This window comes from Amycolatopsis balhimycina FH 1894, assembly GCF_000384295.1.
In the GTDB taxonomy this organism is placed as follows: Bacteria; Actinomycetota; Actinomycetes; order Mycobacteriales; family Pseudonocardiaceae; genus Amycolatopsis; species Amycolatopsis balhimycina.
Window position 1 is genome coordinate 1,423,300 of sequence record NZ_KB913037.1, and the last position, 16,097, is coordinate 1,439,396.

The window sequence follows — 16,097 nt, forward strand, 5'->3', positions numbered from 1 at the left end:
CCGGTTCGCCCGCCCCGCCCGGAAAGGCCGTCCTCGATGCGAGTGTCCGCCCCGCTGTCGTCCGGTCAGCAGCGCCTTTGGACCGTCTCCCAGCTGGACGGGGCCGGACCGGCCTACAACGAGACCATGGCTTTCGCGCTGCGGGGACCGCTGGACCGCGAGGCGCTGCAACGAGCCTTCGACGCCCTCGCCGGCCGCCACGAAGCCCTGCGGACCCGGTTCGTCGTCGAGGACGGCCGGCCGGTGCAGATCGTGGAACCCGCCGGTCACGGGTTTCCCTGCGTGGTCACCGACGTCGCCGGGCCGGGGGAAGCGGCCGAGCTGCGGCACGCTGAGGTGCGGGAGCCGTTCGACCTCACGCGGGCGCCGCTGGCCCGGGCGCGGTTGCTGGGCGGGGCGCCGCCCCCCGGTCTCCACGCTACCGGGGACCACCGACAGTTCCGGGACGGCGACGAGGACCACGTCCTGCTGATCACTGTCCACCACGCCGTCTTCGACGGCTGGTCCCGCACCCTGCTGCTGCGCGAGCTGGGTGTCCTCTACGCCGCTCAGCTGAGCGGCGTTCCGGCTGATCTGCCGCCCGCGCGGCCCTACCGCGAGCACGCCCGGGCGCAGCAGGACTGGCTGGCCGGGGACGGTCCGGCGCCGCACGAGGCGTACTGGCGGGACCGGCTCGACGGGGTGCCGCCGGTGCTGGAGCTGCCCGCCGACCGGCCGCGGCCGGCCCGGCAGGACTTCCGCGGCGCCCGGGTGCCGGTCACCCTCGGGCCGGACCTCACCGCGCGGCTGAAGGCGGTCGCGCGCGAGCACGGCGTCACGCTCTACTCCACCATTCTGACCTGCTGGTTCATCCTGCTTTCCCGGCTTTCCGCGCAAACTGACATCGTTGTCGGCGTGCCGGCCGCCAACCGTGGCGCCGGTGGCGAGTACCCCGACACGCTCGGGTTCTTCGTCAACACCCTGGCCGTGCGCGCCGAACTCGACGGCGGCCCGACCGGCGCCGTCCTGCTCAAGCAGGTCCGCGCCGCCTTGCGAGGCGCGATCGACCACGTCGAGCTGCCGTTCGAACGGGTCGTCGAGCTGGTGAACCCGCCGCGCAGCCCGGCGCACACCCCGCTGTTCCAGACGATGTTCGCCTGGGTGCCGACCATGCACGACCTGCTGGAGCTGCCGGGGGTGACCGTCGAATCCCTCGACGTCGAGCACGCCCCCGCGAAGTTCGACCTCGCCCTCGGTCTCGCCGACGAGCACGGCGACGTCCGCGGGCACCTCGACTACGCCGTCGCCCTCTTCGACCACGCCACCGCCGAGCGGTACGCGCGGTACCTCGTCCGGCTGCTGGACCAGCTGGCCACGCGACCGGACGCCGACATCGCGAGCTACGAGCTCCTCGACGACGCCGAACGCCACGAAATCCTCACCGCGTGGAGCACCGGTCCCCGTCCGAACCGGCGCCCGGGCGGGCTCGTCGAGCGGTTCACCACCCACGCCGGCACGACCCCGGACGCCCCCGCCCTCGTCTGCGACGACCGGACCCTCACCTACGGCGAGCTGGACCGCCGCAGCACGAAGCTGGCCAACGCCCTGCGCCGGCGCGGAGCCCGGCCGGGCGGGGTCGTGGCAATCCACAGTGGACGGTCAGCCGAGCTGGTGGTCGCGGTCCTGGGCGTGCTGAAGACCGGCGCCGCCTACCTCCCGCTCGATCCGGCCCAGCCGGCCGCCCGGCGGGCGGCGATGGTCGAGGACGCGCGCCCGGTGCTGGTCCTGGACGACGACGTGGCCGCACTCGAGGCCGAAGGCGACGAGACCCGGCGACCGGTCGCGACCGATCCACGGGAAACGGCGTACGTGATCTACACGTCGGGGTCGACCGGGCGGCCGAAGGGGGTCGCCGTGACCCACCACAGCGTCCTCGCCCTCTTCGACCAGTGGCTGGACCGCTTCGGCGCGACTCCCGGCGAAGCGACGTCGGCGTGGTCGAGCATCGGCTTCGACGCCTCGGTGCACGAACTGCTGCTGCCCCTGACCACGGGCGCCGTGCTGCACGTCGTGCCCGAGGACGTCCGGCCCGACCCCGCGGCCTTGATCGCGTGGCTGCGAGATCACCGAGTGGTCCAGGCCTTCCTGCCACCCGCCTACGTCCGGTGGATCGACGAAGACCCCACGCGCCTGCACGGGCTCGCGCTGCGACAGCTGCTGACCGGCGTCGAACCGCTGCCGGAAGCGGCGCTCGCCCGGTTCGCCGCGGCCTTGCCGGGCCTGCGGATCTGCTTCGGCTACGGGCCGACCGAAGCGACGCTCTACGCCACCGCGCACGTCGACCCGGAACCACGGGACCGCCCGGCGCCGATCGGGCGGCCGCTGCCCGGCTCGCGGCTGTACCTCCTGGACGAGCGGCTGCGCCCGGTGCCGCCGGGCGTGGCGGGCGAGGTCTTCCTGGCCGGCGACTGCCTGGCCCGCGGATACCTGAACCGGCCCGCGCTGACCGCCGAGCGGTTCGTGCCGGACCCGTTCGTCCCCGAAGACACAGCAGCGCGCAGCGCTTCCGTGGGGGGTGGTGGTCGGGCGACGGGTGGGAGGATGTACCGCACCGGTGACCTCGCCCGATGGCTCCCCGGCGGCGAAGCCGAGTACGCCGGCCGCCGCGACGACCAGATCAAGCTGCGCGGGTTCCGCATCGAGCCCGGCGAGGTGACGGCCGCGCTGCTGGCCGTGCCCGGCGTCCGGGAGGCCGCCGTGCTGGTGGACCGCGAGGGCGAGCCGCGGCTCGTCGCCGGCGTCGCGGGTGGCGGGCGAACCCCGCACGAATGGCGGGCCGCGCTGGCCGACCGGCTGCCGGACTACATGATCCCGTCGGTGTTCGCCGAGTTCGACCGGCTGCCCTTGAGCCGCAGCGGCAAGCTCGACCGCGACGCCGTGCTGGCCCACGCCCGCACGAGCGCGCCCGTGGCGGTCAACACCGCCGCCCCACGCGACCACGTCGAGCTGGCACTGCTGCGGATCTGGCGAGACCTGCTGCTGCACCCCGAGATCGGCGTCTCGGCCGACTTCTTCGACGTCGGCGGCACCTCGATCTCGGCGATAAAGCTGGCTCACGCCATCGGCGCGGAGTTCGGGCGCGAGCTGCCGATCCGGGACGTCATCCTGCACCCGACCATCGAGGCGCAGGCCGCGCTGCTGCGGGCGGACAGCCCGCCGGGCGGCGGCAGCCTGATCGAGTTCCGCCGCGGCGCCGGGCACGCCCGTGTCGTCTGCGTGCACCCGGCCGGTGGCACGGCGTTCTGCTACCTGCCGCTCAGCGCCGCCCTGCCCGAGGACGCCGGTGTCGTCGGCATCCAGTCCCCCGGGCTCAACGCCGGCGAAGAGCCGCTGCCGAGCGTCGAGGCGATGGCCGAGGAGTACCTGCGGCTGGTCGACCCGCAGCCGTCCGAAACGTTGGTCCTTTGTGGACTGTCCTACGGCGGTCTGGTCGCCTACGAGATGGGACGCCGGCTCGCGGAGCGCCATGCGCGCGTCAGCGTCGTCCTGCTCGACACCGCCGCCACCGACGACCCGGCCGCGCGGGCCGCGATCGAGCCGGTCTCGGCGGACGAGTTCCGCGAGAAACTGGTCCGCTTCAACGGGATGTACCCCGGAATCGAGGACGCGCAGATCGAGCGCTACCACCGCACGTACAACCACAACCGGCTGACCGCGCGCGAGCACGACCCCGGCGAGACAGCGGCGCGCGTGGTGTTCGTGCAGGCCGTCGGCGAGGACACGATCCCCGGCACCGCGGAGTTCTGGCGCCGCCGCGCCCGCGGCGAATTCGAGGTCGTCCCCGCGGACTGCGGGCACTGGGACATGCTGGAGAGCGACGCGCTGCCGATGGTCGCCAAGCTCATCACCCAAGAACTCATCACCGCCGAACTGGCGGCCCGATGACCTCGATCGCCCGCCGCGTCCACGACCGGGCCCAGCGGCACCCCGACGCCCTCGCCGTGTCCGACGGCGCCCGTCGCCTCACCTACGCCGAGCTGAACGCGGGAGCCGCCGCCGTCGCGGAAGCCCTGACCCGCCGCGGGATCCGCCCGGGTGACGCGGTCGCCGTCGGCCTGCCGCGCTCGGCGGAGCTGGTCCAAGTCATGCTGGGCATCCTGCGCCTCGGCGGCCAGGTCGTGCCGCTGGACCGCCAGAGCCCGCCCGCACGCCGCGACGTCATCCTCGCCGACGCCGGCGCGGCCGCCGTTGTCAGCGACGAACTGCCTGGCGTCACTCCGGCCGAACTCCTGGCCGATCCCGTCGAGATGGGCGTGCCCGCCGAACCCGCGCCGGCGTCGTTCCTCTTCTCCACCTCCGGCACGACCGGGCGGCCCAAGGGCGTCGAAGTCCGCGACGCCGGCGTCCTGCGGCTCGCCGAACCCGGCTGGCTCGACATCGGCACGCGGTTCGCCTGCCTGGCCAACCCCGCCTTCGACGCGATCAGCTTCGAAGTGTGGGTGCCGCTGCTGACCGGCGGAACGTGCGTCATCCTCGACGACGACACCGTCCGCGACCCGCAGGCGTTCGCCGACGCGCTGGTCCGCGAGCGCGTCGACACGATGTTCGTCACCGCGACGCTGTTCAACGCGGTCGCCGAGACCGTGCCGGGCAGCTTCGCCACCGTGCGCCGGGTGGTCATCGGCGGCGAGCAGCTCAACGCGCCGCTGATCCGCCGCTGGTACCAGGCCAATCCCGATTCGCCGACGCGGCTGCAGAACGGCTACGGGCCGACCGAAACCACGACCTTCGCGCTCAGCTACGCCATTCCGCGGGGCTTCGACGGCGACGTCGTGCCGATCGGCCGCCCGCTGCCGGGCACCGGCGCGGTCGCAGTTTTGACAATGGACGAGCCGCCGCACGAGCGCGTCGCCGCCGAAGGCGAGGTAGCCGAGCTGTACATCTCCGGGGCCGGCGTCGCCCTCGGCTACCGCGGCCTGCCCACGGAGACCGGGCGGCGGTTCGTGCGGCTGCCGTGGCTGGACGAGGGCCGGGCCCGGTTCTACCGCACCGGCGACCTGGTCCGCGTGCTGCCGGGCGGCCGGTACGCCTACGTCGGCCGCACCGACCGGCAGGTGAAGGTCCGCGGGTTCCGGATCGAGCCGGGCGAGCTGGAGCAGCGGCTCCTGGCCCACCCGGAGGTCCGGCAGGTCCACGTGGCCGTGCGCCGCGCGGCCACGGCCGAGCTGCTCGCTTTCGTCGTGGCCGGTGAACTGACTTTCGACGCGTTCGAAGCGCACCTGGGCGAGACCATGCCGGCTTACATGCGGCCGCACCACGTCTTCCGCGTCGACGAGCTGCCGCGGAACGCGAACGGGAAGGTCGACGAAGCCGCGCTGCTGGCCGGTGGGTTCTCGCCGTGGCGGCCGGACACCGGCGGCGAGGCGACCGCGTGGGAGCGCGAAGTCCTGGACGTCGTCTCGGACGTCCTCGGTGTTCCCGGCCTCCGGCCGCTGGACACCTGGCTGCGGTCCGGGGGCGACTCGCTGAAGGCGTTGCGGCTGCGGTTCGCGATCCGGGAACGCTGGGGGGCGGACCTGGCGCCTTCGGTCGTGCAACGCGGGACGTTCGCCGATCTCGCCGCCGCCGCCTCCGCGGCGGGCCGGGCGGCGTACCCGGAAGCGGGGCCGCCGACGACCGCGACGTCGGCCCCGGCCACCAGCGAACAACAGCGGCTTTGGCTGCTGCAGCAACGGAACCCGGCGTCCACGGCGTACCACGTGCCACTCGCGTTCCAGGTCCCCGGTGACCCCGGCGTCGACGCGCTGCGCCGGGACGTACGCGGCCTGGTGGAGCGGCACCCGGCGCTGCGCACCGCGTTCGAAGCCACTCCCGACGGCTTGCGGCAGGTGGCGAAGGGGCCGTACGACCCGTGGACCGAACCGGGCGACGACTTCTTCACCGCGCCCTTCGACCTCGCCTCCGGCCGGCTGATGCGCGCGGCCTGGCGACCCGACGGCACCTTTTTGCTGTGCCTGCACCACATCGCGGTCGACGGCTGGTCGCTGAACATCCTGTTCCGGGAACTGTCCGGCGCCGAGCCGCGGCCGGACGTCCACACGCCGTTCGACTTCGCCGCGTGGCAGTCCCGCTGGTTCGCCTCCCCCGGCTACCGCGCCCAGCTGACCGACCGTTTCGACGACGCCGAGCCGCTCGGCGAAGTATCCCTGGCCGGTCGGCTGCACACGACTCGGATCGACCGCGAGCGCGTCGACGAGTGGGCTGCCGAACTGGGCCTGACCCGCTTCCAGCTGCTGCTGGGCGTGTTCGCTTGGAGTCTCTACGCGGTGACCGGGCGGACCCGGCCCCGGATCGCCGCCCCGGTGGCGAACCGGCCGGTGCGGGCGTTCGAAGACAGTGTCGGGATGTTCGCCAACACTTTGCGGGTCCCGCTTGCCGTGGACCCGGACGAGGACCTCGACACCCAGCTGCGGCGGCTCGGTGAGGCCTCGGGCGCGGCGCTGGACCACCAGGACGTCGCGTTCGCCGACCTCGACCCCGGCTACGCGGCCTTCGATTACCTGTTCGTCCTGGAGAACACCGACTTCGGCGCGCTGAGCCTGCCCGGCTGCTCGGCAAGTCCACAATGGATTCAAGCGGCCGAGGCCAAGTGTGCGCTCACGCTGTCGGTCGTGGAACAGCCGGACGGCCTCGACTGCCTGTGGGAGTACGGGGAAGGCCACTTCACCGAAGCCGAGGCGACGGCCCTCGGCGAAGTCTTCGACCGCGCCTTGCACGGCGATGCCCGGACTCCGGACCGCCGTGACCACGGCCGTGGCGCGACGGCGGAACTGACGTGGGAAACCGTGGCGGAAGGCTTCGCGCGTCAGGTCGCGCGGACGCCCGACGCCCCGGCGCTGAGCGGCGACACGACGCTGACCTACGCCGAGCTGGACGCGCACGCGGCCCGGCTCGCCGCCACCCTGCCCGTGGACGCCACGGACATCGCGCTGTACTTCCGGCCGTCGGCCGAGCACGTCGTCGCGCTGCTCGCGCTCGCGCGGCTGAACATCACCGCCGTGCCGCTGGACCCCGCGTACCCACCGGAACTGCTGCGCGCCATGCTCGACCGCGTCCGGCCGCGCTGCGTCCTGCTCGCCCCGGGGGAAACGTTCGACACCGACGTGGAGCGGCGGTTCGTCACGCTCACCGGCGGGCCGGCACCGGACGTCCCGGCCCGGCACTCCGGACGTCCCCTCTACACGCTGTTCACCTCGGGCTCGACCGGGGCGCCCAAGGGCGTGCGCGTCCCGGACCGCACCCTGGCGAACCTGCTGCAGTGGCAGGACGCGCCGCCCGCGGCGACGCAGCAGTTCTCGATGCTGTCGTTCGACGTGTCGTTCCAGGAGATCTTCACGACCCTCTGCGGCGGCGGCCGGCTGCACCTGATCCGCCCGGAATGGCGCCACGACGTCCCGGCGCTGCTGACCCGGCTGGAATCCGCCGGCATCGAACGGATCTTCCTGCCGTACGTGGCGCTGCAGCTGCTCGCCGAGCACGGCGTCCGGCTCGGGCGGTACCCGTCGCGGCTGCGGGACGTGATCACCGCCGGCGAGCAGCTGGTGTGCACGCCGGCGATCCGGCGGTGGTTCGCCGGGCTGCCCGGCGCCCGCCTGCACAACCATTACGGGCCGACCGAAACCCACGTCGTCAGCGCGCTGACCCTCGACGGCGATCCCGGGGAGTGGCCCGACCGGCCGGCCATCGGCCGCCCGGTGGCGAACGCGGTCCTGCGGGTCGCCGACCCCGCGGGCGCGCCCCTGTCACCGGGGCAGGTCGGCGAGCTGCTCATCGGTGGTCTCGCGGCGAACCGCTGCTACCTCGGCGAAGCGGCTCCGGAGAAGTTCGCCGACCTGCCGGAGCTGTACTACCGCAGCGGCGACCTCGCGCACTTCGACCGCGCCGGGCTGCTGCACTTCGACGGCCGCGCCGACCGGCAGGTCAAGCTGAGCGGGCACCGCCTCGAACTCGGGCAGGTCGAAGCCGCGCTGCTGCGGCACCCGGACGTCGTCAACGCGGTCGTCGCGATCGAGGACGGCCGGCTGACCGCGTTCCTGGAGTGCCGCCGGACGCCGTCGGCGGCGGAGCTGGCGGACTTCTCGCGGCCGCTGCTGCCGCCACACGCGCGGGTGGACCGCTTCCGCGTCGTCGACGCCTTGCCACGCACACCCAGCGGGAAGCTGGACCGGGACGCCGCCGCCCTGGTGCCGGGAACGGATCTGCATCGGACGGCGGTCCGGCCGTCGAGCGAGCTGGCGGCGCTGTTCGAGGAGGTGACCGGCGCGCCGATCGGCCCGGACGAGACGTTCTTCGACGCCGGCGCCGGCTCGCTGTCGCTGATGCGGTTCCACCTGCGCTGCTCGGAAGCGGGGTACCGGTTCACCGTGGCGGACCTCTTCGAGCACGTCACGCTCCGGGACCTGACGCGGCACCTCGAAAGCGGCCCGGCCGCGGCTACTTCGTCTTCTCAGGCCGCTGCCGACCAACCCGTGGCTGTCGTCGGCATGGCGGTGCGGCTGCCCGGCGCGCGGGACCTGGCGGCGTTCTGGGACCTGGTCGTTTCCGGCCGCCGCGGCATCGAGGAGTTCCCGGCCGCGGCCGGCCTGGTCGGCGCGCGCAGCCTCCTGGACGACCCCCTGGCGTTCGACCCGGAGCACTTCGGGATCAGCCACCGCGACGCGGCGCTGATGGACCCGCAGCAGCGGCAGCTGCTGATGGCGTGCGTGGAGGCGTTGGCGCACGCCGGGATCACTTCGGGTGCCGGCGTCGGGCTGATCGCGGGCTGCGGCGAGAACACGTACTTCCAGCAGATGCTGCGCGAGGCCGGCCCGGCGGCACTGCCGGACGGCTTCCAGCTGGCCCTGCACCACGAGAAGGACTTCCTGGCGACGAAGGTGGCGTACCACCTCGACCTGACGGGCCCGGCGCTGACGACCCAGTCGGCGTGTTCGAGTTCGCTGGTCGCGGTCCACCAGGCGGCGGGCATGCTGCGCGGCGGCGAGGCGGAAGTGATGCTGGCGGGCGGGGTGCTCGTCGACGTCACCCTGGCCGAGGGCTACCGGTACCGCCCGCAGCACATCTTTTCGCCGGACGGCCACTGCCGCCCGTTCAGCGACGACGCGGACGGCACGGTGGGCGCGAGCGGCGTCGGCGTGGTGGTGCTGAAACCGCTTTCGGCGGCCCGTCGTGACGGCGACACGGTGTACGCGGTGATCACGGGCTCGGCTCTGACCAACGACGGCGCGGTGAAGCAGGGCTACAGCGCGCCGTCCCCGGCGGGGCAGCGCTCGGCGATCCGGGCCGCGCTCCGGCGGGCCGGGCGCGCGGGTGCGGACGTCGGCTACGTGGAGACGCACGGAACGGGGACCCGCCTCGGCGACCCGATCGAGGTGGCGGCCCTGCGCGAGGCCATGCCCGATTCGGCGGGCTGCGCGTTGTCGTCGGTGAAGAGCCAGCTCGGCCACCTGGGCGCGGCGGCCGGGGTGGTGGGCTTGATCCGCGCGACACTGGCGGTGCACCACGGGGTCCTGCCGCCGACGGTGGACTTCCGCGCGCCGAACCCGGCTTTGGACCTGGGGCCGTTCCGGGTGCCGACTTCCGCCGAACCGTGGCCCGCGGGCCCGCGGGTGGCGGGGGTGAGCAGCTTCGGCATCGGCGGGACGAACGCGCACGTGGTGCTGGAGTCGGTCCGCCCGGTGCCGCCGTCACGCCCGGACCCGGTGCGGTGCTTGGTGCTTTCGGCCCGCAGCCCCGTCGCCTTGCGCCTCGAGGCGGCTCGTGTGGCTTCGTACCTGGCTGCCCATCCTCAGTCCTATGTGGACGTGCTCCGGCACTTGCAGTCGGGCAGGCCGGAGGACCGGTGGCGCCTGGCGGCGGCCTGCGACGACGCGGCCGCGGCGGTCGAGTGGCTGCGCACGGCCGAGCCGCAGGAGGTCAGTCCAGGTGGCGTCGGCTCTTTCAATGCCGTGAACGACTCTTTCCTGTCACCAGACGACAGGAAAGAGTCGTTCACAACATCGCGGCCTCCTGCGGAGCTGGCTGACGCGTGGCTGGCCGGGGCCTCGGTTGAGTGGGGCCACTCCCCCGTGCCCGCGCCGTGGGACTTCCCGCCGCCCGCCTTCGCCGCGCGGGACTTCGACTTCCCGCGGAAAGCCGCCGTCACGCGCCTGCCCGAAACCGAATGGCTGCACCAGCCCACCTGGGTACGCCTGCGGCGGGCAACGACCGCAGCCAGAACCGACCGCATCCTCGTCGTCTCCGGCGAAGGCCCGCTCACCGCGCCGGCCCTGGACGCCGCTTACGCCCGTGTCGTCCGGGTTCACGCGGCGGACCACTTCGCCCGCCGAGGCCCTGACACCTTCGAAGCCGACCCCGCCGACACAGCGCACCTGCGTCAAGTCCTGGATTCACTTCCGGACAGGGAAATCGACTGGCTCCACACCCTTCCCCTCGGCATCACCGGACCCGTCGGCGAAAAGTCACTGAACCGGGCGCAATGGGCTTGCCTGGACACCCCGGCCGCTTTGCTGCGGGCCGCCCGCGACCGTCCACTGAGGACTTGGTGGATCTCCACCGGCGCCGTCCCCGCCAACACGGCCGTCACGCGGCCCGAAGCCGGGCTGCTCGCCGGGATCACCGCCGTCGGCCCGCAGGAAACCGGCGTCCCCGGCCACTGGGTCGACCTCCCCACCGCCGATCCGGACCAAACCGCCGACCTGCTCACCGGGCCGACCCCACCCGAGCGCGTCGCCCTCCGAAACGGGTTCTGGTGGGTCCAAGACAGCGCTCCGGTCGCCGCCGGCGAGTCCATCGAGCACGACGGGACCCACCTCGTCCTCGGCGGCACCGGCGGCATCGGGACCGCCGTCGCCGAAGAACTGCTCACCCGCACCACCGGCCGGGTCGTCCTGCTCGCGCGCCACCCCCACCTGCCCGAGGCCCTCAAACCGTGGGCGGACCGCGTCGACCTGCTCGCCGCCGACCTCACCACCGTCACCGCCGACGAGATCCCCGCCCCCCTCACCGGGATCGTCCACGCGGCCGGAGCACCGACCGGCGGCCTGATCGCCACCCGCGGCGAAGGCACGCAAGACGTCAAACTCGCCGCCGCCCTCCTCATGGAACGGCTCATCGAACGCCACCAGCCCGCCTATGCCGTCTATTGTTCGTCGCTGTCCGCGCAGTTCGGCGGCACCGGCCAGCTCGACTACGCCGCCGCCAACGGGTTCCTCGACGCCCTCGCCCACCGCGACGGCCCGACCGCCCGGCTCTCCCTCGGCTGGGACGTCTGGCGCGACAGCGGCATGGCCGTCACCGCCCTGGAAACCGACGCCCGGCACCAGGCCCACCTCGCCGTCGGCCTCAGCGACGACGAGGGCCGGCGCACCTTCGCCCGCGCGCTGGGATCCGGGCTGCCGCACCTGCTCGTCGCGACGACCGGCCTCGAAGCCGCTCGCGGCTTCCACGAACGCGAACGCGACACCACCCCCACGGCGAAACCGGCCGAAGCGGACCTGACCGAGGAAGTCCGCGCGCTCCTGGGCGTCGCCGAACTCGACCCGGACGTGCCGCTCTACGACCTCGGCGCCGACTCCCTGACCCTGCTGGACGTGGTCGACTCGGTGAAACGGCTCTACGGCGTCGACCTCGACCTCGCCTGGCTCGGCCCGGAGGTGACGATGGCGGCGTTGCTGGCGAAGCTCGCCCAAGCCGCCGACACAAGCGAAGTCGTCGTGCAGCTCTGGCGCGAAGGGACGACGCAGGAAGTCATCTGCCTCGTGCACCCCGTCGGCGGGGACGTCCACGCCTACCGCCCGCTCGTCGAGGCCCTGCCGCCCGGACTCGGCGTCTGCGTGATCGCCGACCCGGCGCTGAGCAGGCCGGAACCGCCAGGATGGTCCCTCACGGATCGGGCTCGCCGCTACTACGCGGCGATGGAAAAGCAGTTCCCCGGCCACACCTGGCAGCTGGCCGGGTGGTCGTTCGGCGCCTGGGTCGCGGCCGGCATGGCCGCCGAGGCCGAGGCGGCCGGCCGGCCGGTGCGGGCGCTGCACCTCATCGACCCGCCGCCGCCCGGCGCGAGCGCCGCCGACTACAGCGACGCCCAGCTGGAGACGGTCTTCGAGCGCGAGCTGGGCGCCTCCGGCGGCACCGCGGGTGAGCACGCCCGGCGGCTCGCCCGCGCGTGCCGGGCCAACCTGCGCAGCATGGCCGGGCACGAACTGCCGCGCCTGGCCGCGACGCCCAGCCACGTCTGGCTCGCCGCCGAACCCGAGCCCGGCTTGCCGGTGGCCGGCCGCGACGGCTGGCACGCCCTGCTGCCCGAGCCGAGCCACTGGCACGAACTGCCCGCCACCCACTACGGCATCGTGCGCGCCCCGCACGTCACCGAAGTGGCCGCCGCCATCGGACTGTGAGACCCACAGGAGGAAAGGAAACCATGGAGCAGTACGAACTCGACGCCGTCAAGGAGATCACGACGCGGCCGCCGCGCGACTACCGGACGCTGGCGGTGCGAGGCCTGACCCCGGTCATCGGCGCCGAGGTCACCGGGCTCGACCTGACGCGGGAACTGACCGAGGAGCAGCTCACCGAGCTGAAGACGGCGTTCCTGGACCACCACGTGCTGGTGTTCCGCGACCAGGACATCTCGGTGGAGGACCACAAGCGCCTCGCCGCGAGCTTCGGCGAGCTGCGGCCGGTGAACCCGCCGCCCGAGCACGGCGACCCGTACATCCTCGAGGTCGCGACCGCGCCGGAGTCGGCCACCGTGTTCGGCAACGGCTGGCACGCCGACGGCACCGCCGACGCCGAGCCGTCACTGGGCTCGATGCTCCACATCACGCGGATGCCCGAACCGGGCAGCGGCGGCGACACGCTCTTCGCGAACATGCACCTCGCGTACGACATGCTGTCGCCGAAGCTGAAGGAGCTGCTGGCCGGGCTGACCGCGATCCACGACGGCGCGCACGCCTTCCGCGGCCACAAGATCCCGGAAGGCTACGAGCCGCCGGTCAGCGAACACCCGGTCGTGGTGCGGCACCCGGAAACCGACCGGCCGCTGCTGTTCGTCAACCCCGCCTACACCTCGCGCATCCCGCAGCTGTCGGCCGACGAAAGCCAGGCGGTACTCGACCTGCTGTTCTCGGTCGTGCCGAACCGGCCGATGCTCGCGTGCCGCGTGCGGTGGGCGCCGAACACGCTGGTGTTCTGGGACAACCGCTGCGTCCAGCACCACGCGATCTACGACTACTACCCGCACACCCGCTTCGGCCACCGCGTCGCGATCAACGGCGGCCCGCTCAAAGGCTGACCCCGTCTTTCCCGAGGAGCACTGCACGATGTCGTCCGAACCCGTGGTGGACGTCCGCGATCCGGCCGTCCTCGACGACCCGATGCGCGGCTACGACCGCATCCTCACCGCGTCACCGGTCTGCCGGGCCCGGCTGGCGAACGGCGAGGAGGGCTGGCTGGTCACCGGCAGCGCCGAGGTCCGCGCCGTGCTGTCGGATCTGGCCGTGCGCAACGATCCCACCGGCCTGCCGGGACCGGGCGCGCAGACGCAGGAAGCGGCGTTCCTCGCGCTGGGCACGCCGCCGGAGCACCTGCCTTACCTGCGGGCGAGCCTGCTCAGCCTCGACGGCGCCGAGCACACGCGACTGCGTCGCAGCATCAGCCACGCCTTCGGCGCGACCCGGGTCGCCACGCTGCGCCCGCGGGTGCAGCAGATCGTCGACGAGCTGCTCGACGGGCTGAGCGGGACGGTGAACCTGCTCGACGAGTACGCGTACCCGCTGGCCATGGCGGTGGTCTGCGAACTGGTCGGGGTCCCGGAGACGGACTGGGCGGACTGGTACCGCTGGGGCAAGGTGCTGGTCGAGGGCGACCCGGCGCGGATCACGCCGACGCTCGGCGAGATGTTCGCCTACTGCCACGCCTTGGTGGACCGCCGCCGGGCCGAACCGCGGGACGACCTGCTCAGCGAGGTCGTCGCCCAGGACGACCTGACCGACGTCGACGCCGTGGCACTCGTGGTGTTCCTGGTGCTCGCCGGGCACGAGACGATGGCGCACATGCTGTCCAACGCGGCGCTCGCGCTGATGCGCGACCCCGCCCAGCGGGAGCTGCTGCGCACGGAACCCGAGCTGTGGCCGGCCGCGGTGCGCGAGCTGGTCCGCACGGACGGCCCGGTCCAGCTGGCCCGCCTGCGCTACGCGGCGACCGACCTGGAGGTGGGCGGCGTCCGGATCAGCGCGGGCGACGCGGTCCAGGCGGTACTCGGCGCGGCCAACCGCGACCCGGCACAGTTCGCCCACCCGCACACGGCGGACGTCCGCTGGCAGGCCGAGCACGGCGGCCGGGAGGGCAGCGTGGGATTCGGCTGGGGGCCGCACTTCTGCCTCGGGGTCGCGTTGGCGAAGGTGGAGGCCGAGGTCGCGCTGCGGAGCTTGTTCGAGCGCTTTCCGGCGGTGGAGCCGGTGGGCGAGCCGGCGTGGGTGCCGCTCCCGCGCGCCCGGCACCGGGTCGCCTTGGAGGTACGGCTGCGCTGATTCCATGAGGGGCACCCGCATGGCGCTTACGTCCATGAGGGTGCCCCTCATGGAATTCACTTCGCCTTGCCGGCGTAGAAGCCGACCGGCATCGTCACGTCCGCGCTCGACGCTCCGCACTCCAGCATCCACAACGCCGCCGCCGGGCCGAGTTCCCGGCCCAGCACCCCGAGCGCGTCCGGGTCCGGTGCCACCGCCCGTGCCTGCTCCACCCCGCGCGCGAACGCCTCCGGGTCCCAGCCGCCCGGGTCCGCGTCGCCCAGCGAGCGGGCGCCGGCGGTCAGCGCAGTCACCGGCAGCGGTTCCGCCACGTCCAGCAGGCCGTGGGTGCGTTCGCCGGTCAGCACTCCCATCCAGCGCGAGCTTTCCGGGGTGGGCCGGGGTCCCGTCCAGCGGGGCCGTCCGTCCATGTCCGGCAGCTTCCCCGGGGCGCCGGACACCGCCCAGCGGCCGGCCCACTCGACCGCCAGGCCGGGCGCGCTGCGCGTGGCGGGGTTGTGGAACCGGGCCATGTCCCACCGGTTGCCCACCGCCACCGCGGCCAGGTCGCGGTGCGGCCAGACCCGCGCCTCCCACCAGAACCCCCACGGGAACGCCGCGGTGTGCCCCCACCACCAGTCCTCACCCAGCTCCGGGTCGGCCAGTTCGAGCGTCAGCCCGGAAAACGAGCGGACGCCGTGCGGGCTCGGACGCGCGACTCGCGGCGTCACCATCGCCGCGAGCGAGTCCGGCCCGACCAGACCGCGGTCGCCCCGGGCGGTGCGCAGCAGGGATTGCAGCAGCCGCGCGAAATCCGCGGCGCTCGTGTACATCCCGACCCCGGGGTAGGCCGCGGTGCGCAGAGGCGGGCTCGGCACGCACCAGTCGCCGAACGCCATGTACCCGGTGGCACCGCCGGTCCGGCCGGGGCCGATGCCCGTGTCCGCCATCCCGGTGGCGGCGAACACCTCCCGGTGGACGCGGGCACCGTACGGTTCGCCCGCCACGTGCTCGACGACTCCGCCCAGCACCCCGACGCCGAAACTCGAGTACGAGTACGGCCCCGGAGCCGTCACCAGCGGCAGCCTCCCGCCGTACTCCACAGCGCGCCCGATCTCGTGCCGGCGCCGGACGTAGCCGAGGATCGGCTCGGCCGGCGCCGTGGGCGCCGTCGCGGTGACGATGTCGCTGTAGTAGCCGCCCTGGTGGGCGGCCAGCATGGCCGTGGTGACCGGCGCGGCGTCCGGGCCACGCAGTCCCGCGGGCAGCACCTGGTCGACCGGCGTCTCCAGGCCGACGACGCCCGCCTCGACCAGCTGCATGAAGGCCAGCCCCGTCACGGGTTTGGTGAGCGAGCCCGCCGGTGCGGGAGTCTCGGCGGTCATCGGCGTGCTCGCGGCCAGGTCCGCGAACCCGGTCGCGGCCGTCCGCAGCTCGTCGCTCGTCGCCACCGCGACGGCCACCCCGGGCGTGCCGGTGACGGCCGCCAGCCGGGGCAGGACGGTGCCGAGCGCCGCCATCACATCGTCGAGCATCCTTCTCCTCGCTTGA

General features: G+C 73.6%; 5 protein-coding genes. 4 read left to right on the plus strand and 1 reads right to left on the minus strand.

What is annotated here, in order from left to right; genetic code table 11:
- Nucleotides 1-36 precede the first annotated feature (36 nt).
- Genes A3CE_RS0105640 through A3CE_RS0105655 form a run of 4 tightly spaced genes read left to right on the plus strand, consistent with a single transcriptional unit; the run spans nt 37 to nt 14,567 of the window.
- Nucleotides 37-3,924: a non-ribosomal peptide synthetase gene (locus tag A3CE_RS0105640; RefSeq protein ID WP_185839786.1), complete on the plus strand. Its 3,888-nt coding sequence runs from the start codon at nt 37-39 to the stop codon at nt 3,922-3,924.
- Nucleotides 3,921-12,434: an AMP-binding protein gene (locus A3CE_RS0105645; RefSeq protein ID WP_020639095.1), complete on the plus strand. Its 8,514-nt coding sequence runs from the start codon at nt 3,921-3,923 to the stop codon at nt 12,432-12,434. The genes A3CE_RS0105640 and A3CE_RS0105645 overlap by 4 nt, the downstream gene beginning before the upstream one ends.
- Nucleotides 12,435-12,457: 23 nt before the next feature.
- Complete coding sequence (locus A3CE_RS0105650) at nt 12,458-13,330, plus strand: TauD/TfdA dioxygenase family protein (RefSeq protein WP_020639096.1); 873 nt, start codon at nt 12,458-12,460, stop codon at nt 13,328-13,330.
- Nucleotides 13,331-13,358: 28 nt separating this feature from the next.
- Nucleotides 13,359-14,567, plus strand: coding sequence for a cytochrome P450 family protein (locus tag A3CE_RS0105655; protein WP_020639097.1), 1,209 nt, complete (start codon nt 13,359-13,361; stop codon nt 14,565-14,567).
- A 56-nt stretch (nt 14,568-14,623) separates the two neighbouring features.
- On the opposite strand, the gene A3CE_RS0105660 is transcribed toward A3CE_RS0105655, so the two are convergent.
- Complete coding sequence (locus A3CE_RS0105660) at nt 14,624-16,081, minus strand: serine hydrolase domain-containing protein (RefSeq protein WP_020639098.1); 1,458 nt, start codon at nt 16,079-16,081, stop codon at nt 14,624-14,626.
- Between the last annotated feature and the right edge of the window lie 16 nt (nt 16,082-16,097).